The 20413-nt window shown below is 69.5% G+C and carries 17 protein-coding genes; 8 read left to right on the forward strand and 9 right to left on the reverse strand.

The window, feature by feature from the left end; all coding sequences use genetic code 11:
* Window positions 1-141 precede the first annotated feature (141 nt).
* The 6 genes from A9310_RS06640 to eccCa all read right to left on the reverse strand — a co-directional run bounded on the left by A9310_RS06640 (window position 142) and on the right by eccCa (window position 8773).
* A complete protein-coding gene (locus A9310_RS06640) occupies window positions 142-846 on the reverse strand; it encodes an HAD family hydrolase (protein ID WP_065629911.1) in 705 nt (234 codons plus the stop codon).
* On the reverse strand, window positions 843-2189 hold the full coding sequence (gene glmM, locus A9310_RS06645; RefSeq protein WP_065629912.1) for a phosphoglucosamine mutase: 1347 nt from the start codon (window positions 2187-2189) through the stop codon (window positions 843-845). Before glmM ends, A9310_RS06640 begins: the two co-directional genes overlap by 4 nt.
* 2 nt (window positions 2190-2191) lie before the next feature.
* Window positions 2192-2713, reverse strand: a complete 522-nt coding sequence (gene rpsI, locus A9310_RS06650; protein WP_065629913.1) for a 30S ribosomal protein S9 — start codon at window positions 2711-2713, stop codon at window positions 2192-2194.
* Window positions 2710-3153, reverse strand: coding sequence for a 50S ribosomal protein L13 (gene rplM, locus A9310_RS06655; RefSeq protein ID WP_058250710.1), 444 nt, complete (start codon window positions 3151-3153; stop codon window positions 2710-2712). Before rplM ends, rpsI begins: the two co-directional genes overlap by 4 nt.
* A 177-nt stretch (window positions 3154-3330) precedes the next feature.
* Window positions 3331-4677 (reverse strand): type VII secretion-associated protein, encoded by a 1347-nt coding sequence (locus A9310_RS06660; RefSeq protein WP_065629914.1) that lies wholly within the window; start codon window positions 4675-4677, stop codon window positions 3331-3333.
* Between the two features lie 16 nt (window positions 4678-4693).
* Complete coding sequence (eccCa, locus tag A9310_RS06665; RefSeq protein ID WP_065629915.1) at window positions 4694-8773, reverse strand: type VII secretion protein EccCa; 4080 nt, start codon at window positions 8771-8773, stop codon at window positions 4694-4696.
* Window positions 8774-8870: 97 nt separating this feature from the next.
* Here eccCa and eccD point away from each other — a divergent pair, with 97 nt between their 5' ends.
* Window positions 8871-10424: a type VII secretion integral membrane protein EccD gene (eccD, locus tag A9310_RS06670; protein WP_065629916.1), complete on the forward strand. Its 1554-nt coding sequence runs from the start codon at window positions 8871-8873 to the stop codon at window positions 10422-10424.
* Entirely contained in the window at window positions 10424-11821 is a 1398-nt protein-coding gene (gene mycP, locus A9310_RS06675; RefSeq protein ID WP_065629917.1) for a type VII secretion-associated serine protease mycosin, read from the forward strand. The genes eccD and mycP overlap by 1 nt, the downstream gene beginning before the upstream one ends.
* A 28-nt stretch (window positions 11822-11849) precedes the next feature.
* Here mycP and A9310_RS06680 read toward each other — a convergent pair whose 3' ends face one another.
* Window positions 11850-12803: a 4-hydroxy-3-methylbut-2-enyl diphosphate reductase gene (locus tag A9310_RS06680; RefSeq protein ID WP_058250715.1), complete on the reverse strand. Its 954-nt coding sequence runs from the start codon at window positions 12801-12803 to the stop codon at window positions 11850-11852.
* Window positions 12804-12855: 52 nt separating this feature from the next.
* On the opposite strand from A9310_RS06680, the gene A9310_RS06685 reads away from it, so the two are divergent.
* Genes A9310_RS06685 through A9310_RS06695 form a run of 3 tightly spaced genes read left to right on the forward strand, consistent with a single transcriptional unit; the run spans window position 12856 to window position 15082 of the window.
* A complete protein-coding gene (locus tag A9310_RS06685) occupies window positions 12856-13560 on the forward strand; it encodes a lipid droplet-associated protein (RefSeq protein ID WP_065629918.1) in 705 nt (234 codons plus the stop codon).
* The gene (gene xseA / locus A9310_RS06690; protein ID WP_065629919.1) at window positions 13557-14843 is read left to right on the forward strand and encodes an exodeoxyribonuclease VII large subunit; all 1287 of its coding nucleotides are present in this window, start codon (window positions 13557-13559) and stop codon (window positions 14841-14843) included. Before A9310_RS06685 ends, xseA begins: the two co-directional genes overlap by 4 nt.
* Complete coding sequence (locus A9310_RS06695) at window positions 14840-15082, forward strand: exodeoxyribonuclease VII small subunit (protein ID WP_065629920.1); 243 nt, start codon at window positions 14840-14842, stop codon at window positions 15080-15082. The genes xseA and A9310_RS06695 overlap by 4 nt, the downstream gene beginning before the upstream one ends.
* 6 nt (window positions 15083-15088) lie before the next feature.
* Here the strand turns inward: A9310_RS06695 and A9310_RS06700 are convergent, their stop codons facing one another.
* Both A9310_RS06700 and A9310_RS06705 read right to left on the reverse strand, forming a co-directional pair.
* The gene (locus tag A9310_RS06700) at window positions 15089-15421 is read right to left on the reverse strand and encodes a hypothetical protein (protein ID WP_065629921.1); all 333 of its coding nucleotides are present in this window, start codon (window positions 15419-15421) and stop codon (window positions 15089-15091) included.
* 57 nt (window positions 15422-15478) lie between these two features.
* Window positions 15479-16060 (reverse strand): DUF4245 domain-containing protein, encoded by a 582-nt coding sequence (locus tag A9310_RS06705; protein ID WP_065629958.1) that lies wholly within the window; start codon window positions 16058-16060, stop codon window positions 15479-15481.
* Between the two features lie 135 nt (window positions 16061-16195).
* Between A9310_RS06705 and glpX the strand changes: the two genes are divergently transcribed.
* The 3 genes from glpX to A9310_RS06720 all read left to right on the forward strand — a co-directional run bounded on the left by glpX (window position 16196) and on the right by A9310_RS06720 (window position 20411).
* Window positions 16196-17191 (forward strand): class II fructose-bisphosphatase, encoded by a 996-nt coding sequence (gene glpX / locus A9310_RS06710; RefSeq protein WP_065629922.1) that lies wholly within the window; start codon window positions 16196-16198, stop codon window positions 17189-17191.
* Window positions 17192-17280: 89 nt separating this feature from the next.
* Entirely contained in the window at window positions 17281-18978 is a 1698-nt protein-coding gene (locus tag A9310_RS06715) for a fumarate hydratase (RefSeq protein WP_065629959.1), read from the forward strand.
* Window positions 18979-18986: 8 nt separating this feature from the next.
* On the forward strand, window positions 18987-20411 hold the full coding sequence (locus tag A9310_RS06720; protein WP_065629923.1) for a class II fumarate hydratase: 1425 nt from the start codon (window positions 18987-18989) through the stop codon (window positions 20409-20411).
* Window positions 20412-20413: the final 2 nt, after the last annotated feature.

Below are 20413 nucleotides of genomic sequence, written 5' to 3' on the forward strand. Positions count from 1 at the left end.
CGCCAGTTCACTGCCATCCTCCGAGCGGCCCTGCATTCTTGGACGCACGGCAGCGGCCGCCGGTTCCCGGGAATTCTCCGGACACGCAGGGAATTGTCGCGTACGGAGGGGCGAGGCGCCAGTGCGCCATCAGGCGAGCGGTCAGTCGGGCAGTTCGATGCCGTGCGAGGTCACGGCGTCGAGCAGAGCGGTGGGCCGGTCGGCGGCCGGGACGTCGTGGACCAGCGCGAACGAGCAGCCGAGGGCGCGCGCCCCGCCGTCGGCGGTCTCGCTGTCCCCGACCATCAGCACCTCGTCGGCCGGCACACCCAGCGGATCGAGCGCGGCGTGGAAGATCCGGGGGTCGGGTTTGATCGCCCCGACCTCGTAGGACAGCGCGAACGCGGCGACGAGGTCCTCGACGCCGTGCAGGGCCAGCACCTTGCGCAGGTCGAAGGCGATGTTGCTGACGATGCCGACCGGAACCCCTACCGCACCGAGCTTCTGCAGCACCGCGACGGTGTCGGCGAACGGAACCCACGAGGACGGGTCGAGCACCCGGTTGTAGAGAGCGTTCGCGTGGTCGGCATTGCTCATCCCGACCGTGCGCAGCAACGCCAGGTAACCGGTCCGATGCAGCGCCGGGTCGAGATCACGACGTTCCCAGGCATCCTGGTCGGCACCGACGACGCCGTCGGGCAGACCGACGGGTGCGACCATGCGCCGGATCATGTCCGCCTGACGGTCGCGGTCGAACTCGGCACCGGTGTCGTCGCGCAGGTCGGCGAACCACTCGTCGCGCGCCTCGAAGCGGAACAGGGTGCCGGAGAAGTCGAACAGGACCGCGCGCGGTGCCCCACCGGTCATGCCCCGGCCCCCTGGACGACGTCGGCCAGACGGCCGGCCACCGCCAGCGCCTGATCGGCGGTCGCGGCTTCGACCATCACGCGGACGAGCTGCTCGGTTCCCGACGGGCGCAGCAGGACGCGACCGGTCTCCCCCAGTTCGGCTTCGGCGGCCACGACCGCTTCTTTCACCGATTGTGATTGGGCCACTGCGTGTTTGTCGCCCACGCGCACGTTGATGAGCTCCTGCGGCAGCACCGTCACGATGCCGGCCAGGTCGGCGAGCCGCGTCGACGTGGCGGCCATCCGCGCCATCAGCATCAGCCCGGTCAGGATGCCGTCACCCGTCGTGCCCGAACCCGGGACGACGATGTGACCGGACTGTTCCCCGCCGATCGAATAACCGCCCCGCCGCAGTTCCTCGAGGACGTACCGGTCCCCGACCCCGGTGGTGTGCACGGTGATCCCGGCCTCGCGCATGGCGATGTGCAGTCCGAGATTGCTCATGACGGTCGCGACGAGCACATCGTCGTGGAGCTTGCCCTGGTCTTTCAGGGACGTCGCCAGCACGGCCATGATGGCATCGCCGTCGACGATCTGACCCGTGGAATCGACTGCGAGACAACGGTCTGCGTCACCGTCGTGAGCGAGTCCGAGGTCGGCTCCGTGCTCGAGCACGGCCGCCTGCAACTTGTCCATGTGCGTGGACCCGCAGTCGGCGTTGATGTTGAGGCCGTCCGGCTCGGCGTGGATCGCGATGACCGTCGCCCCGGCGTCGGCGTAGGCCTGCGGAGCGAGCTCCGACGCCGCGCCGTGCGCGCAGTCGACGACCACGGTCAATCCGTCGAGGCGGGTGTCGACGGCCTGTGCGAGGTGGCGCCGGTAGCGGTCGCCGGCGTCCGGCGCAGCGACGATCCGGCCCACCGCAGCCCCGATCGGGCGGATGAACTCGCCGTCCATGGTCGCTTCGATGCGGTCCTCGACAGCGTCGTCGAGCTTGTGCCCGCCGCCGGAGAAGAACTTGATCCCGTTGTCGGGCATGGGGTTGTGCGACGCGGAGATCATCACGCCGAAGTCGGCGTGGTAGTCCGCGGTCAGGAAGGCGACCGCCGGGGTCGGCACGGTGCCGACGCAGATGGCGTCGACTCCGGTGGCGGCGAGCCCCGCACACACCGCGGCTTCCAGCATCTCGCCGGATGCGCGCGGATCACGTCCGACGACCGCGCGCGGACGCCGGTGCGACTCGGTCGCCGAACTCTCTGCGAAAACGACCGCGGCGGCCGAGGCCAGGCGCAACGCGAGCTCGGGGGTGAGCTCGTCGTTGGCCAGGCCTCGGACGCCGTCGGTTCCGAAAAGGCGTGCCAAGATCAGCGCTTGGAGTACTGCGACGCCTTGCGGGCCTTCTTGAGGCCGTACTTCTTGCGCTCGACCGCACGCGGGTCACGGGTGAGGAAGCCGGCCTTCTTCAGGGCGGGACGATCCTCCGGGGTGACCTCGATGAGCGCACGCGCGATGGCGAGACGCAGCGCGCCGGCCTGGCCCGAGGGGCCTCCGCCGACGAGCTTGGCGTAGATGTCGAACGACTCGGTGCGCTCGACGGTGACCAGCGGGGCCTTGATCAGCTGCTGGTGCACCTTGTTGGGGAAGTAGTCCTCCAGCGACCGGCCGTTGAGGGTGAACTCACCGGAACCCGGGGCCAGGCGAACGCGGACGACGGCCTCCTTGCGGCGGCCGACGGTCTGGATCGGACGGTCGATGACGACCGGCTCGCGGACCTCTTCGACCACAGCGGCGTCGTAGTCGTCAGCGGCGACCTCGACGGCCTCCACGACCTCGACGGCAGCCTCGTCGACGGCCTCGACGGCGTCGTTGATGTTCTCGTTGCTCACTGGGCCACCTGCTTGATCTCGAAGGGGACGGGGCGCTGGGCCGCGTGCGGATGGTTCGGGCCGGCGTAGACCTTCAGCTTCGAGGCCATGGCGCGGCCGAGCTTGGTCGACGGCAGCATGCCCTTGACGGCCTTCTCGATGACCCGCTCGGGGTAGGTCGCGAGCAGCTCGGTGGTGGTGCGGGACTTCAGGCCACCGGGGTGCCCCGAGTGGGTGTAGTTCAGCTTGCGATCAGCCTTGTTGCTGGTCAGCGCGACCTTTTCGGCGTTGATGATGACGACGAAGTCGCCGCCGTCCATGTGCGGGGCGTAGGTCGGCTTGTGCTTGCCGCGAAGCAGGTTCGCGACCTGCACGGCCAGCCGGCCGAGCACCACGTTCTCGGCGTCGATGACATGCCACGTACGCGTGATGTCACCGGCCTTCGGGGTGTAGGTAGGCACAGTTGTCCTCAACTTTTGTCGAATGGATGCTGGTCGGGTGCACGGCAGAGGTTGTTCCCGGCGACCAGTGGGGACCCGGGCCTCCGCTGACCTGGACACACAGCTGTGCGCCAGGCGCCGAGCACCAGCGATCCAGGCTACGCGACCGCGCTGGTCAGGGTCAAAACGGACTCGGCCTCACGACGACGGCGACACCCGGACCGACCGCACCGCCGCCGCGCACTCGTCGTCGGCGGATTCGGCCGCGGTACCCGCCTGACAGCCGATCGAGACCTGCAGACCATCGTCGACCACGACGTACCAGCGGATCGCGCCGCCCGAGGCCGGTGACTCGCGGTAGCCGATCACGTCCCGCCCGCCGAACCGGGTGGCGGCGGAGAACTCGGTGACGACGTCGTCGCCGCGCTGCTCGATCCGGTTGCGCAGGCTCCCCGCGACCGATTCCCGGGTGGAGCCGGCGCGCACCTCGGTGAGGACGGCGATGATGCGCCGGCCGTCGTCGGGATCGACGAACACCGCGCGAGTGGTCGAGGGGTCGTCGGCCGAACCGCTCGGGGTCCGCTGTTCGGACTGCCGCCAGTCGCCGGGCACCGCCAGCGTCGCACGCCCGAGGCCGACCTCCGTCGACGCCGCGTCCGGTGCGGTGCCGCGCTGCCAGAGTCCCACCCCGATCGCACCGCTCACGACCAGGATCGCCATCACCGCCGCGGCGAGCAGCGTCCCCGACCGGCGCCGGGTGGCGCCGACCGGGAGCGAGGGTCCGGGATCGGCGCCCGGGGCCATCGTGTCCTCGTCCGCACCGCCGGTGCGGTGGCCGAGCCGGACCACGAGCTCGCGGTCGACGGCGACCACGCGTCCCGCGACCGCGTGCCCGGCGATGACGCCGATCGCCGCGGACACCTCGTCCGGGCGGTCCCCGTCGACGAACACCGCCTCGACCGAGTCGTCGATGACGTCGAGGCCGTCCGCGTTCGGCGAGGAGCGCGGCGCACGGTCGGCGCCGGGACGGATGAGCCCGGAGCGCTCGATCACCCAGCCGTCCGGACCGCGTCCGACGATCTGCACGTCCCACCACGCCGGTCGCGGGTGGCCGGGATCGGCGGGCGGCCGCGGGAGATGTGTGGTCTCGACGACGGCGCACCGCCGCACGGTGAGGTCGGCGTGACTGCGCGCGACGAGCACCGCCCGCGGTAGGAGTGCCACCGGCGCGCGGCCGTCGCCGAGGTCGGCGAGCGTCGATGCCCGACGGGGTCCCCAGGTGCTCGGGTGCCCGACGACGAGGGGTCGGCCCGCGGGCAAGTCGAGGCCGGCGAAGACCCGCCGCCACACCTGCCGCAGGTGTTCGCGCCGACCGTCGACCACGACACTCATCTGGTCCACCGACTCGAGCAGCGGCCGCACATCGCGATCCACCCGGCGCAGCCCGTGCTCCGGGTCATGGGCCAGCGGCGTCCCGAACGCGAGATCGACCACCATCGGACGGATCCCGTCGCCGATCGGTTGCACCTCGCCCGGCTGTGTCATCCGGCCCGACCCACCCCTAGTCGCCGATCGGGAGATGGGCGACCTGGATCATCTCCTGCGGCCGGACGCGCGACACCAGTTCGCCGCGGCCGGGCACCAGCGTCTGCATCCTCGACCGGCCGGTGATGAATCCCTCGTCCCGGTCACCGCTCATCAGCAGGATGTCCGACGACAGGTCCTTGAGGCGCGCGATCAGCGGATCGAACATCGCCCGACCGAGGCCGCCGGAACGTCGGGCGAGCACGATGTGCAGCCCGATGTCGCGCGCATGGGAGGCCAGTTCGACGATCGGCAGCATCGGATTGCCGGTCGAGGTGACGACCATGTCGTAGTCGTCGACCACCACGTACACCTCGGGCTGGCCCTCGAGCCAGGTGCGGTCCCGCAGTTGCTGGACGGTCACGTCCTCGGGTGGCATCCGGTTCTTCAGATACGCCGCCAGCTCCGTCATCATCGACGCCGCGCGGTCGGGCGAACTCGCGTAGCCGGCGAGATGATCGCCGTCGATGATCCCCAGCATCGTGCGGCGGTAGTCGACGAAGACGATGCGCACCTGCTCGGGTGTGGCACCCGCGACCAGCCCGGTGACGATCGTCCGCAGCAGGTTGGTCTTGCCGTGCTCGACGTCGGCGAACGCCATGAAATGCGGTTGGGCGGTGAAATCGAGGACCACCGGGGCGAGTTCGAGCTCGCCGACACCGATCGCCACCTGATTGGGTGCCAGCGTCAGCCCGGCGGCGGCAACCGCGCGCTGCACCGATGCGTAGTCGATCGCGGTGCTCAGCTTGCGCACGGCCATCGCCGAGCGGCCCGGATAGGCGGCGGTGAGCTTCTCGACCGACTGGGCGACGCCCGCGGGCAACGACTCGGCACTGCTGACGGAATCGAGCCGGGGCAGCGCGATCAGCATGTGCAGCTCCTGCCCGGTCAGGCCGCGACCGGGTCGGTTCTGCGGGACCAGGGCGGCGGCGCGACGACCCATGTCGGAATCCATCGGGTCGCCCAGCCGCAGCTCGATCCGGGTACCCATGAGATCGCGGACCGCCGGGCGCACCTCGGCCCACCGGGATGCGGTGACCATGACGTGGACGCCGTAGCTCAACCCCTGGGCCACGATCGCGGTGATCTGTTCCTCGAGCGATTCCAGTTCGGTCCGCAGCACGTTCATGCCGTCGAGGACGAGGAACACGTCGCCGAACCGGTCCTGCGCCAGCGGGTCCGACGCCGGCGAGGTGACGCCGGACCGGAACCACGCTTCCCGGCGGGACCGGTAGTCGCGCATCGACTCGATGCCCAGCCGGGTGAACAGCAGTTCGCGCGAGCGGACCACGGCCGCCACCTCGGCGACCGTACGGCGGACCGCGTCCATGTCGCCGCGCGAGGCGACCGAGCCGACATGCGGGAGCCCGGCGAGACCGGCCAGACTGCCGCCGCCGAAGTCCAGACAGTAGAACTGCACCTGTTCGGGCGTGTGGGACGCGGCGGCCGACATGATGATCGTGCGCAGCGTCGTCGACTTGCCCGACTGCGGACCGCCGACCACCGCCACGTTGCCCGCGGCCCCCGCGAGGTCGATGACGAGCGGGTCGCGTCGCTGGTCGTAGGGCCGGTCGACGACGCCGATCGGAACGCTGAGACTCCCCGGCACCGCCGGGTGGGACCAGTCCCGCTCGCCGAGAAGATGTTCCACGGTGGGCGAGTCGTCCAGTGGCGGCAGCCACACGCGGTGGGCCGGCGGGCCCGCGTGTTCCATGCGTTCGACGATGGTCTCCATGAGCGTGGGCACCTGCGCCGAGACCGGCTCGAACTCGGTGGGCGCCTCGGGTGCCGGCGGTTCCTCGTCGAGCAGGCTCTCGGCCTGGTCGAGCAGCGAACGCGACGCGCCCTCGTCCAGCGGCACCGGAAGTGCGGTGAAGACCTTGAGGTTTCCGCGACGCGATGACGCCGTGGTCGTCGGATCGACCGACTCGGTGACCGTCGGCGAGTAGTAGGCCCCCGACACGTAGGAGGTGTTGAACCTGATCGGGTCCGCCGAATCGCACTTGAGGTACGCCGAACCCGGGACGCTCGGGAGGTGATAGGCGTCGGGAACACCGAGAACCGAGCGGGACTCGTTGGCGGAGAACGTCTTCAGGCCGATCCGATACGACAGGTGCGAGTCCAGGCCCCGGAGTTTGCCTTCTTCCAGCCGCTGCGAGGCGAGCAGCAGATGGATGTGCAGCGAGCGACCCAGACGACCGATGGCGACGAACAGTTCGGCGAAATCGGGCTTCTGCGAGAGCAGTTCGGAGAACTCGTCGACGACGATGAACAGTGCCGGCAGCGGATCAAGGCGCACCCCCGAGGCGCGGGCGCGCTCGTAGTCGGCGACGTTCGCGTAGTTGCCCGCCGCCCGCAACACCTCCTGGCGCCGGTTCATCTCGCCCGAGAGCGCGTCCTTCATCCGGTCGACCATCGAGAGTTCCTGCTCGAGGTTCGTGATGATCGCGGCGACGTGCGGCGCGGATTCCAGGCCCAGGAACGTCGCGCCGCCCTTGAAGTCGACGAGCACGAGATTCAGCTCCGACGGCGAATGAGTCGCCAGCATCGCCAGGACCAGCGTGCGCAGGAACTCCGACTTCCCCGATCCGGTGGCGCCGATGCAAAGCCCGTGCGGACCCATGCCGCCGTGTGCGCTCTCCTTGATGTCGATCTCCACGGGCGCGCCGGTCGGCGTGTAACCGATCGGCACGCGCAGGCGCTCCCGGCCGGTACGACCACGCCAGGCCGTCGCCGGATCGAAGCGTGCGGCGTCGTCGATGCCCAGCAGCGCGGGCAGGCCGGGGTCGGCCGAGGTCGCTTCGGACTCGAGGTGGGCCAGCGTCGCCGCGGTGGCCAGCCGGTAGCGCGCCATGCGCCGGGCGATCGCCTCCGCCTCGGGAATCGTCAGCGAGTCCATGTCGGCGAACTCCTCGACGCCGGCGGCACTGCGCGCGGAGACCTTGCCCCCGCGCACGACGAGTTGCAGCCCGCGCCGCACCGCGAGACCGTCCGGCGGCGCGGTCAGGTCGAGGATCGTGACGCCTTCCATGCCGGCGTCGTTGATGATCCGCTCGTCGCCGGCGACGTAACCGTCGTCGATGATCACCACGAGGTGTGCGCGGTTGGCGTTCGGCGGCGCCGACCGGCTGAACCGGCCGCGCTCGAGGAGGTCCGCGGCCATCGAGTTCTCGAGGTCCGCCAGCGTCGGATAGATCATCCGCATCGCCCCGACGCCGTCGCGCAGCGTCGGATGTCCCACGTGCGGAAGCCATTTCGCCCAGTCCCAGGCCTCCCCCGCCGGATCACCGGTCACGATGCCGATGTGCAGATGATCGGGACCGTGGAACGCACACAGCTCCACGACCATCGACCGGATGAGTTCGCGGGTCTCCTGCCGCGCACCCTCGATGTTGATGGCGGGGAAGCCGCGCAGCGAGATCGAGGTGGGCAGGCGGTACACCGCGGAGTGCGTGCGCACGAACCGGCGCAGGGCCACCATCGACACCGGCTCGATGTCCTCGAGGGGCCCGGTCTCCGGCGGCATGAGCCGCGTGGCGAGTCGCTGGACACCCACCCCGACGCGCACATGGGCGAAGTCGGCGTCGCTGGGGCGGCGTTCCCACATGCGCCTGCTGCCGATCACGTCGAGCAGCGCACGCGGGTCCGGGTGGCTCCAGGTGCGTGCCGCGCGCTGGTTGTCGACGGTCTCGAAGACCTGGCCGCGCAGCTGGCCGAGATAGCGGAAGTAGTCCTTGCGTTCCTCGTTGAGTTCTCCGGCGCGTTTGCCCCCGCCACGGCCGCCGGCGGCGAACATGCCGAACATCGACATCAGCATCATCAGCGGGAACATCATGAACAGCGGGTTGGTCAGGATGTTGCGCCCACCGGTGACGACCATCAGTGCCACCATGCCGACGACGGCGACGACCATCACCACCGGCAGCAGTTTCATCAGGAGGCCGCCGGGCACCACCCGCGGCACATCCGGCGGCGCCTGGATGTTGACCTCGCCTCCGGGCGTGCGTGGGGGCGTGATGCGCGGGCGACGCACAAAGCCTTCCGTCGTCGTGACCACACGTCCCCCCTGACATGTCGCGCTGTGTATCCCCGGGCGGTCGAACCCGCCGCGGTTGGCTATGTTAGCTGCTGAATCTAGGGGGAGGATTGACCTGATGTCGTCTGTGGACGGATTCGCACCGGGGTACCCGGCCACCGCTGCCGACGCGGACACCGGGGATCGCCGGCGGGGTGAGGGGGCCGTCGAGCCGCAACTCGTACGGGTGTCCGTACTGGGCGGCAACACCCAGCTCGACGTCGGACTGCCGGCCGGCATCCCCATCGCCGGACTCATCGGTGACCTTGTCGCCCAGATCGAATCGCGCAATCCCTCGAGGTCGGACCCCGACGACCCGGATGCCGACGCCCGCAATCCCGGCCGACCGCACGACCGGCAGAACAAGTGGACGCTCGCGCTCGTCGGACAGGACCCACTGCCCCTGCACCGGTCGCTGTCGGAGTCGGGTATCCGTGACGGCGACCTGCTGCTGTTGACCTCCACGCGAACCGGGGAGTCCCCGGTGCTGTTCGACGATGTGGTCGACGCTGTCGCCCGATTGAACGAATCGCAGTTCGTCGACTGGACCGCGGCGTCCGCCCGGAAGGTCGGTTACGCACTGGCACTCGTCGCCGCGATCGCGGCGGCGGCGTCCCTGGCCGCGGTCCGCTCCGGCACCGGCGCCCTGTGGTTCGCCGGGTTGTCCGGGCTGGCGGTCGTCGGATTCGTCACCGCCTCGACGATCGTGTCCCGCTACTACCGCGACGAGCAGAGTTCGACGGTGCTGTCCCTGTGTGCCGCACCGATGGCCTTCGTGACCGGGATGATCGTGACGCCCGGGTCGTACGGCGCCGCACACCTCACCCTGGGCTTCGCGTTCGCACTCGTCGCCGCGGTCGTCAGTTATCGCATGACCGCGGCCGGGGCGACCGCACACAGCGCCGTGACCAGCGCGGCGCTGCTCGGCGCCACCGGTTGTGGGGCGCGACTCCTCATCGATGCGCCGGTGGCCGATGTCGCCGCCGTCATCGCCGCGGTCGGTCTGCTGTGCATCGGTCTGGCTCCCCGCACGACGATCCTGCTCGCGAAACTGCCGCTGCCCCCGGTGCCGACCGCGGGTGCCGCCATCGACGTCAAGGACATCGAACCGCGACCGGCCATCGAGGGCATCGGGGCGATCGGCGCGACCGCCCTTCCCAAAGCCGATGCGCTGGAACGTCGTTCCTACCTCGCCAACGCGTACCTGACCGGCATCGTCGGCGGGCTCACCGTCGTCACCGCCATCGCGGCCGTGCTCACCGCCGCCCCGCTCGCCGGGTTCGAATGGCGCAACGCCGTCTACGCCGCGATCATCGGCGTCGTGCTGTGTCTGCGGGGCCGCTCTCACAGCGACCTGTTCCAGGCGGGAATCCTCGTCATCGGCGGATCGCTCGTGGTGATCACCCTGATCACCGGTCTCGCGTTCGGCGACGACCAGTGGCCGGTGATCGGTTTCGCCCTCGGCATCCTCGTGGTGATCGGCGCCCTCGTCTTCGGGGTCGTCGCACCGAACCAGGACTTCTCACCCGTGATGCGTCGGTGGGCCGAGATCGGCGAGTACATCCTCGTCGCCCTGATCGTGCCCCTGCTGTTGTGGCTGCTCGACCTGTACCGAATGGTCCGCGAGATCTGATGCGCGACAACCGTGTCCGTGGTGCTGGAGTATTCGCGACGACCCTCGTCGCGGCACTCGTCGGGGCCTCGGCGACGCCCGCTGCGGCGGTGACCCCGCCTCGGATCGATCCCGGCGCCCTCGTCCGGTCGGCCCCGGTCGCCCCGCTCGAACCGACCGAGCAGCGGCACCTGTGCAACATCCCGGAACTGACGCGCACCGTGACGAAACCGACCGCGGCGCAGGCGATGATGAATCTCCCGGAGGCGTGGCGGTTCAGTCGCGGACAGGGTCAGCGGGTGGCCGTCATCGACACCGGGGTGACGCCCCATCCGCGGCTCGGTCGCGTCGTCGCCGGTGGCGATTACGTCTCGGGCGGCAACGGACTCGACGACTGCGACGCCCACGGCACCCTGGTCGCCGGGATCATCGCCGCCCGGCCCAGCACCGCCGACGCGTTCGCCGGCGTCGCGCCCGCGGCATCGATCATCGCGATCCGCCAGTCCAGCAGCGCTTTCCAGAAGAAGAACGACCGCGCCCGGGACGACGCCGCGCCGGTGGTCGGCTCGGGTTACGGGTCCGTCCGGACGCTGGCGCACGCCATCGTGCGCGCGGTCGATCTACGCGCCACCGTCATCAACATCTCCGAGGTGGCGTGCGCGTCGGCGGCGGATTCGGTCGACGACCGGGCGCTCGGTGCGGCCATCCGGCACGCCTACGACCGGAACGTCGTGGTCGTCGTGGCAGCCGGCAACCTGACGCGCGACGGCGCCTGCCAGAACCAGAATCCGGCTCCCGCCGCCGACGACCCCGACGGATGGCGGTCGGTCGCGACCGTCGCCAGTCCCGCCTGGTACTCGCCGTACGTGCTGACGGTCGGCTCGGTGGACGCCGACACCGGCTCGCCGAGCGACTTCAGCCTGCACGGCCCGTGGGTGAGCGTCGCGGCGCCGGGCACCGACATCGTGAGCCTGAACAGCAAGCGCGGTTCGAACCGGCTGGCGTCGGCCCAGCAGAGCGACGGCGGGCCGGTGCCCTTGATCGGCACGAGTTTCGCCGCGCCGTACGTCGCGGGCACCGCCGCGCTGATCCGGGCCCGCTTCCCGGATCTGACCGCGCGCGAGGTGATGGACCGCATCATCGCCACCGCCCACTCCCCGGGAACCGGGCGCGATCAGCGGATCGGACACGGTGTCATCGATCCGGTCGCCGCCCTGACCGCCGAAGTGCCGGCCGACCAGCAGCGGGACCGCACCTCGGCCCCGATCGCCGCTCCACCGGTGGCCCAGCCGCCCGACCACAGTGCCCGCAACGTCGCGATCATCGGCAGCGCCGTCGCGGCGATCGTCATCGCCGCCGTCCTCGCGATCGCACTACCCCACCGACGGGTGCGCAAGCTCGACCCGGACGAGTTCTGATCTGTCGACGCCGGATCGTGGCCCGAGGTCAGCTGGACGAACGTGCGGGGCGCAGCTCGCGCGGGAGCGCGAAGGTCAGCGTCTCGTTGGCCGTGTTGACCGTCTCGACCGTGCCGTAGCCGCGTTCGGCCAGGTAGTCGAGAACCCCGCGGACCAGCACCTCGGGCACCGACGCGCCGGAGGTGACCCCGACCGTCGTCACACCGTCGAGCCACGAGTCGTCGATCTCACGGGCGTAATCGACCAGGTGGCCTGCCTTCGCGCCGGCCTGCAGGGCCACCTCGACGAGGCGCACCGAGTTCGAGGAGTTCTGCGATCCGACGACGATCACCAGGTCGCATTCGGGAGCCATCGCCTTGACCGCGACCTGCCGGTTCTGGGTGGCGTAGCAGATGTCGTCGCTGGGCGGGTCGTTGAGCAGCGGGAACTTCTCGCGGAGTCGACGGACCGTCTCCATGGTCTCGTCGACGGACAGGGTGGTCTGCGACAACCAGACGAGCTTCGACTCGTCACGGACCTCGACCGCGTCCACGCTGTCGGGACCGTCGACGAGCTGGATGTGCTGTGGGGCCTCGCCGGCGGTGCCCTCGACTTCCTCGTGGCCCTCATGGCCGATCAGGAGGATGTCGTAGTCGTCGCGCGCGAATCGCTTCGCCTCTTGATGGACCTTCGTGACCAGCGGACACGTGGCGTCGATGGTGCGCAGGTTGCGCTCGGCGGCGGTCTGGTGCACCAGCGGGGACACCCCGTGCGCGGAGAACACGACCAACGCGCCCTCGGGCACCTCGTCGGTCTCGCCGACGAAGATCGCCCCGCGCTCGGCCAGGGTCTCCACGACGTGCCGGTTGTGCACGATCTCCTTGCGCACGTAGACGGGAGCGCCGTGCTTGTCGAGGGCACGCTCGACCGTCTCCACCGCACGGTCGACACCAGCGCAGTAGCCGCGGGGTTCGGCGAGCAGGACACGCTTCGTCTCAGACATGCTTCCCAGGGTACGGGTTACGCGGCGTTGCCCGTGATGGCAGAGTGTTGGCATGGATCGCGCACCGTACCCCGCCCGGATAGCCGCAGGTCTGATCGTCACCGCCCTCGAGGAGACACGGAAACTCCCGGCGCTGCTCATCACGTTGCCGATGACCGCCATCAGCCAGACCCTCCAGGCCGGTATGCGGGCGCAACAGAACATCGCCGAACTGGCCATCAAGGGCGACGCCGCCCTGGAGATGCTCTTCGACCGGCCCGACGAACAGCCCGAGTGGGCACGTTTCGACGAGGACGACGCAGCGGGTCCCGACCCGGTCACGCCCGCCGCGCCCGCGGAGACCACCGATACGTCTGTGCAGGACGAGAAGCCGAAGGCCGCCGCGACGACCCCGTCGCCCACGACCATCGACGAGGAGATCGAGGAGGCGGCCGCCGACGCCGATCTCGCCGCACCGCCGCGCGCCGATGCCGGGCGGTTCGCGCTGTACAGCTCGACCCCCGACGAGGTCGTCGCGGCCGAGGTGCCGGGCACCGAGGCGGTGGGTTCCGCCGACGGCTCCGGGCCCGAGATCGTCGAGCTCATCGACTACGACACCCTCACCCTCGCGCAACTCCGGGCCCGCCTGCGGTCGGTCGCCGTCGAGGACCTGATCGCGCTCGTCGACTATGAGAAATCCCACCGCGACCGCGCGCCGTTCGTGACGATGCTCGAGAACCGGATCGCCGCGCAGAACAAGCGCTCCACCGAAGCGTGACCGGGGCCGACACGAGCGACACACCGCGACGTTCCTCGTCACCGAACTCGGCCGACCATCCCTGGCCGGTCCGGACGGTGAACACCAAGATCGCCGACTGGATCCATCGGCTTGGACAGATCTGGGTCGAGGGACAGGTCACCCAGATCAGCCGGCGGCCGGGGACCCGCACCGCGTTCCTCACCCTGCGCGACCCCGCTGCCGACATCTCGATCTCGGTGACGTGCAGCCCCGACCTGCTGGCACGCACCGAGGTCCCGCTGACGGACGGCAGCTCCGTGGTGGTCCTGGGCCGGCCGAGTTACTACACCGGGCGCGGCACGGTGTCGCTGCGGGTCAGCGAGATCCGGGCCGTGGGCATCGGCGAGCTGCTGCTGCGCATCGAACGGCTGCGACAGCTCATGGCCGCCGAGGGCCTCTTCGATTCACGGCTCAAACGGCCGTTGCCGTTCCTGCCGCGCGCCGTCGGCCTGATCAGTGGCCGCGCGAGCGCAGCGCAGCACGACGTCGTGAGCGTCGCGACCGCGCGATGGTCGAACGTGCGCTTCGACATCCGCGAGGCCCCCGTGCAGGGGCCGACGGCGGTCGCCCGCATCCTGACCCACCTGGCCGACCTCGATGCCCACCCCGATGTCGACGTCATCATCATCGCGCGCGGCGGCGGCAGCGTCGAAGACCTGCTCCCGTTCTCCGACGAGGCGTTGCTGCGCGCGGTGTCGCGGTGCCGGACCCCGGTCGTCAGCGCGATCGGGCACGAACCGGACAATCCACTGCTCGATCTCGTCGCGGATCTGCGCGCCGCCACTCCGACCGATGCGGCGAAGCGGGTCGTTCCCGACGTCGAGGCCGAACTCGCGGGCATCGCGGATCTGCGTCGACGCAGCGCGCAGGCCCTGCGCAACTGGGTGCGCCGCGAGTCCGGCGTCGTCGCCGCGCTGCGGGCGCGGCCGGTGCTCGCCCGTCCCGGGGTGCTCGTGGACTCCGAGGCCGGCCAGGTGGCCGAGCTGGTCCGCGCCCTGCGCCGAGATGTGTTGCGCCACATCGACTCCGAGGAACGACGTACCGACCATCTCGGTGCGCGCCTGGCGACACTCGGTCCCGCGCAGACCCTGGCGCGCGGCTACGCGGTGGTACAGCGCACCGACACCGACCCGCCCCATGTGGTCGGCACGCTCGCGGACCTGCCGGCGGGTGCACCCCTGCGTATCCGGGTCGCCGACGGCGCCGCAACCGCCCGGGTCGACGAACCCACGACCATGCCGGAACACGGAGGAAATGCGTGAGCACCGACGAATCATCCACTCCGATCGAGGAACTCGGATACGAGGAAGCACGCGACGAACTCGCCGAGATCGTCACCACCCTCGAGCACGGCGGACTCGACCTCGACGCCTCGCTGGCGCTCTGGGAGCGTGGCGAGGCCCTCGCGACCCGCTGCGAGGAGCACCTGCGCGGTGCCCGCGAGCGCATCGAGGCGGTCATCAGCACCGGCTCCGATCCCGACGACTCCGAGGACGACTGAGACTGATCAGTCGAACCGGGTGAGCGCCTCGCGGTCGAGGACACTGATGCGCGTGTGCTCGGCGGTCGGTCGCGCACCGACCCGCGCGAGGACCGGCCGACGATCCTCCCCACCCCTCGATGAGGAGGAAAGCGGCCGCCCCACAGCGGAATCCGGAGGCGGCCCGACGATGTACGGAAGACCGGGTGCGGTCACCGCGGCCCGGGATTCCGGGTCGGTCGGCGCATCGATGGCGCCCGCCTGTTGCACCGGAACGGTCACCACGAGCAGCACGAGGACCGCGACGAGCACGAACCTGGCCCACACGAGGTGCAAGCCGAACCGCGATCCCCCATCCATGAGCGCCTCCTGCCGACGACGCTAGGAACTCCGGGCCGGGTTCTCACGAGTAGTGCGCTACCCCACTTGCAGCGGTTGCTGGGCGACGACCGACGACGCGATCGTCTCGATGTCTGCGTCGCTGCCGCGTGACAGGACCGCGATGCGTACCTTGCCCAGGTCCGTGATCCAGAACCGCTTGCCCTCCGACGTCTCGTAGGTCACCCACTGCCGCCCGCCCGCCTGGCGCGTACCGGTACCGGAGATGTCGGCGAAATCACCCCCGCTGCCGCCGCCGAGGTAGGGGACGAACACGTCCTCGGGCGCATCGGACTGACTGAGCTGGACGTAGGCGCCGTCGCTGCTGAGCCATCCCACCGTGCTGACCCGGTGCCCCTCGATCGCGTCCGACGAACCGGAGTTGGGCCGCCAGCCCTCCGGCGTCGGCGGGCGGCGGATCGGGAACGGGAGCTGGGCGGCGTCGGCGTTCAATGCGCTGACCACGTCGAACGGCGGCAGCTTGCTGTCGGCCACGTCCTTGGAGGCCCCGATCGAGCAGTTCCCCGACGCGATCGCCACCAGCGCACACAGCGCGAGCAACGGGACCAACGACCAGAACATGTCCTTGCCGTTGTTCAGAATGCGGGGTTTGTCTGCCATGGCGCCGAGTATCCCACCAGCAGGGTCACTGACCGAATGCCCGGTGTGACATGCAAGGATGGTGGTCGAGACCACCGCCACCATCACTCGGCGCCGCTGGAGTCGACCCGCGCCGAACAGAGGAGTCGATTGCCCATGACCGTCAGCACCCATCAGGCCCCGGACCGCAACCTCGCAATGGAGTTGGTCCGCGTGACCGAGTCGGCTGCACTCGCGGCCGGTCGTTGGGTCGGTCGTGGCGACAAGAACGGCGGCGACGGCGCGGCGGTCGACGCGATGCGCGAACTGTTGTCGTCGGTCTCGATGCGCGGTGTCGTGGTCATCGGTGAGGGCGAGAAGGACGAGGCGCCGATGCTCTACAACGGCGAAGAGGTGGGCAACGGCGAAGGCCCCGACTGTGACGTCGCCGTGGACCCCATCGACGGCACCACGCTGATGGCGGAGGGCCGCCCCAACTCGATCTCGGTGATCGCGGTCAGCGAGCGCGGCACGATGTACGACCCGTCGGCGGTCTTCTACATGGACAAGATCGCCGTCGGGCCCGAAGCCAAGGGCGCCATCAACATCAACGAGTCCGTCGAGTGGAACATCAACTCGGTCGCGAAGGCGAAGGGCATCGACGTCGCCGATCTGACCGTGATCGTCCTCGACCGTCCTCGTCATGCCGATCTCATCGGTGAGATCCGGCAGGCCGGCGCCAAGATCCGCCTCATCTCCGACGGCGACGTCGCCGGTGCGGTCGCCGCCGCCGACGACTACTCCACCGTCGACATGCTGATGGGCGTCGGCGGCACTCCCGAGGGCATCATCACCGCCGTCGCGATGAAGTGCATGGGCGGCGAGATCCAGGGCAAGCTGTGGCCGCGCAACGACGAGGAGCGCCAGAAGGCCATCGATGCCGGCCACGACCTGGACCGGGTGCTGACCAACGACATCCTGGTCAGCGGCGAGAACGCCTTCTTCTGCGCCACCGGGGTCACCAACGGCGACATGCTGCGCGGCGTCACCTACCGGCCCAATGGCGCGACGACCCGGTCGCTGGTGATGCGCTCGAAGTCCGGCACCGTCCGCCGCATCGAGGCCGTCCACAAGCCGGCCAAGCTTCGCGGCTACTCCCGAATCGATCTCTGAGACACGACATCGGCCCCACACCAACACCGGTGACTTCACGAGTCAACCTCTGGCGTGGGGCCGATGTCGTGGGCGATACGATGCGGTCCGTGAGTAAACCAGCCTCAGCCCCCGAGTTTCTCTACTCCGATCTGCTCCCGACCGGCGCCGACGAGACCCCGTACCGGTTGATCACGACCGAGGGTGTGTCCACGATCTCCGTCGACGGTCAGACCTTCCTGAAGGTCGACCCGGAGGCCATCCGGAGGCTCACCGCGGAGGCCATGCACGACATCAGCCACTATCTGCGCCCGGCTCATCTCGCGCAGTTGCGCAAGATCATCGACGACCCGGAGGCCTCGGGCAACGACCGGTTCGTCGCGCTCGACCTGCTGAAGAACGTCAACATCTCCGCCGGCGGCGTGCTGCCGATGTGTCAGGACACCGGCACCGCCATCGTGATGGGCAAGAAGAGCGAAGGGGTCCTGACCGGCACCGACGACGCCGAGGCCATCTCCCGCGGTGTCTACGACGCCTACACGCAGCTCAACCTGCGCTACTCGCAGCTCGCCCCGCTGACGACCTACGAGGAGAAGAACACCGGCTCGAACCTGCCCGCCCAGATCGAGATCTACGCCACCGAGCAGGGACCCAAGGGTCCGGAGTACAAGTTCCTGTTCATGGCCAAGGGCGGTGGCAGCGCCAACAAGTCGTTCCTGTTCCAGGAGACCAAGGCGATCCTGAACCCGACGAGCATCCTGAAGTTCCTCGACGAGAAGATCCGCTCGCTGGGCACCGCGGCCTGCCCGCCGTACCACCTGGCCGTCGTGATCGGCGGCACCTCAGCCGAATTCGCACTCAAGACCGCCAAGTACGCGTCGGCGCACTACCTCGACAACCTGCCCACGCAGGGTTCGATGTCGGCGCACGGTTTCCGCGATCTCGAGCTCGAGGACGAGGTCTTCCGGCTGACCCAGTCGTTCGGCATCGGAGCGCAGTTCGGCGGCAAGTACTTCTGTCACGACGTGCGCGTGGTCCGGCTGCCCCGCCACGGTGCGTCGTGCCCGGTGGCGATCGCGGTCTCCTGCTCGGCCGACCGTCAGGCCCTCGGCAAGATCACCGCCGACGGCGTCTTCCTCGAGCAGCTCGAGACCGATCCGGCCCGCTACATGCCCGCAGCCGGTGTGGCCGAGGACATCTCGGGTGGCGAGGTGGTCGAGGTCGACCTCAACCGCCCGATGCCGGAGATCCTCGCGCAACTCTCGCAGTATCCGGTCAAGACGCGCCTGTCGCTGACCGGACCGCTGGTCGTCGCGCGCGACATCGCCCACGCCAAGATCAAGGAACGCCTCGACGCCGGCGAACCGATGCCCGACTACCTGCGCGACCACCCGGTCTACTACGCCGGGCCGGCGAAGACCCCCGAGGGCATGGCCTCCGGATCGTTCGGTCCGACGACGGCAGGCCGGATGGACAGCTATGTCGAGCAGTTCCAGGCCGCCGGGGGCTCGATGGTCATGCTGGCCAAGGGGAATCGATCCAAGCAGGTCACCGAGGCGTGTGGCGCGCACGGCGGTTTCTACCTCGGCTCCATCGGCGGGCCCGCGGCACGTCTCGCGCTCGACTGCATCAAGAGCCAGGAGATCATCGAGTATCCCGAACTCGGCATGGAGGCCGTGTGGAAGATCGAGGTGGAGAATTTTCCCGCCTTCATCGTCGTTGACGACAAGGGCAACGACTTTTTCACCGACCCGAGTGGGGCCGTCAACGTTCCGCTGAGCGGCATAAGGATTCGATCGAAGGAGTAGGCACGCCGATGACCGAGGAAACACAGACCGACGCGCAGGGCGAGCAGTACCGCATCGAGCACGACACCATGGGCGAGGTCCGGGTACCCGTCGAGGCCCTGTGGCGGGCACAGACGCAGCGTGCCGTGGAGAACTTCCCGATCAGCGGACGCCCCCTCGAACGGACGCAGATCCGGGCGATGGGACTGCTGAAGGCGGCCTGCGCCACCGTCAACGCCGACCTCGGTCTCCTCGACAAGGAGAAGGCCGACGCGATCGTCGCCGCGGCCACCGAGATCGCGGACGGACGCCACGACGACCAGTTCCCGATCGACGTGTTCCAGACCGGTTCGGGCACCAGCTCGAACATGAACACCAACGAGGTCATCGCGTCGATCGCGAAGTCCAACGGCGTCGAGGTGCATCCGAACGACCACGTCAACATGTCCCAGTCGTCCAACGACACGTTCCCGACGGCGACGCACGTCGCCGCGACCGAGGCCGCCGTCACCGATCTGATCCCGGCGCTCGAGCACCTGCAGAAGGCGCTGGGCGACAAGGCAACCGAGTGGCGTGAGGTTGTCAAGAGCGGTCGCACACACCTGATGGACGCCGTACCGGTCACGCTCGGTCAGGAGTTCGGCGGCTACGCGCGCCAGGTCGAGGCGGGTATCGAGCGGATCACCGCCGCCCTCCCGCGCGTCGGCGAACTGCCCATCGGCGGCACCGCCGTCGGCACCGGCCTCAATGCGCCGGCCGGTTTCGGCACCAAGGTCGTCGCCGAACTCGTGCGGCTGACCGGCGTCGAGTCCCTCACCCTCGCGAAGGACAACTTCGAGGCCCAGGCGGCCCGCGACGGACTGGTCGAACTCTCGGGTCAGTTGAAGACGATCGCGGTGTCGCTCACCAAGATCGCCAACGACGTCCGTTGGATGGGCTCGGGTCCGCTCACCGGGCTCGGCGAGATCCTGCTCCCCGACCTGCAGCCGGGCAGTTCCATCATGCCGGGCAAGGTCAATCCCGTTCTGCCCGAAGCTGTCACGCAGGTGGCGGCGCAGGTCATCGGCAACGACGCCGCAGTCACCTGGGGCGGCGGCAACGGCGCCTTCGAACTCAACGTCTACATCCCGATGATGGCGCGCAACGTCCTCGAGTCCCTGAAGCTGCTCGCGAACGTCTCGCGGTTGTTCGCCGACCGCTGTATTACCGGTCTGCAGGCCAACACCGAGCGGTTGCGCACGCTCGCGGAGAGTTCGCCGTCGATCGTCACCCCCCTCAACAGCGCCATCGGCTACGAGGAGGCAGCGGCCGTCGCCAAGCAGGCACTGAAGGAGGGCAAGACCATCCGCGAGACCGTCCTCGAACGTGGCCTGGTCGGCGAGAAGCTGACCGAGGACGAACTGGACGCCCGGCTCGACGTGCTGAAGATGGCCAATCTCGACCGGGAGCGCTGAGA

This window comes from Gordonia sp. UCD-TK1 (genome assembly GCF_001691435.1).
In the GTDB taxonomy this organism is placed as follows: Bacteria; Actinomycetota; Actinomycetes; order Mycobacteriales; family Mycobacteriaceae; genus Gordonia; species Gordonia hongkongensis.

What these genes read in the sequence shown, in the direction of transcription:
- A9310_RS06640 (WP_065629911.1), bottom strand. Translation starts at nt 846, where the DNA reads ATGACCGGTGGGGCACCGCGCGCGGTCCTGTTCGACTTCTCCGGCACC.
- A9310_RS06660 (WP_065629914.1), bottom strand. Translation starts at nt 4,677, where the DNA reads ATGACACAGCCGGGCGAGGTGCAACCGATCGGCGACGGGATCCGTCCG.
- eccD (WP_065629916.1), top strand. Translation starts at nt 8,871, where the DNA reads ATGTCGTCTGTGGACGGATTCGCACCGGGGTACCCGGCCACCGCTGCC.
- mycP (WP_065629917.1), top strand. Translation starts at nt 10,424, where the DNA reads ATGCGCGACAACCGTGTCCGTGGTGCTGGAGTATTCGCGACGACCCTC.
- A9310_RS06680 (WP_058250715.1), bottom strand. Translation starts at nt 12,803, where the DNA reads ATGTCTGAGACGAAGCGTGTCCTGCTCGCCGAACCCCGCGGCTACTGC.
- A9310_RS06685 (WP_065629918.1), top strand. Translation starts at nt 12,856, where the DNA reads ATGGATCGCGCACCGTACCCCGCCCGGATAGCCGCAGGTCTGATCGTC.
- A9310_RS06700 (WP_065629921.1), bottom strand. Translation starts at nt 15,421, where the DNA reads ATGGATGGGGGATCGCGGTTCGGCTTGCACCTCGTGTGGGCCAGGTTC.
- A9310_RS06705 (WP_065629958.1), bottom strand. Translation starts at nt 16,060, where the DNA reads ATGGCAGACAAACCCCGCATTCTGAACAACGGCAAGGACATGTTCTGG.
- glpX (WP_065629922.1), top strand. Translation starts at nt 16,196, where the DNA reads ATGACCGTCAGCACCCATCAGGCCCCGGACCGCAACCTCGCAATGGAG.
- A9310_RS06720 (WP_065629923.1), top strand. Translation starts at nt 18,987, where the DNA reads ATGACCGAGGAAACACAGACCGACGCGCAGGGCGAGCAGTACCGCATC.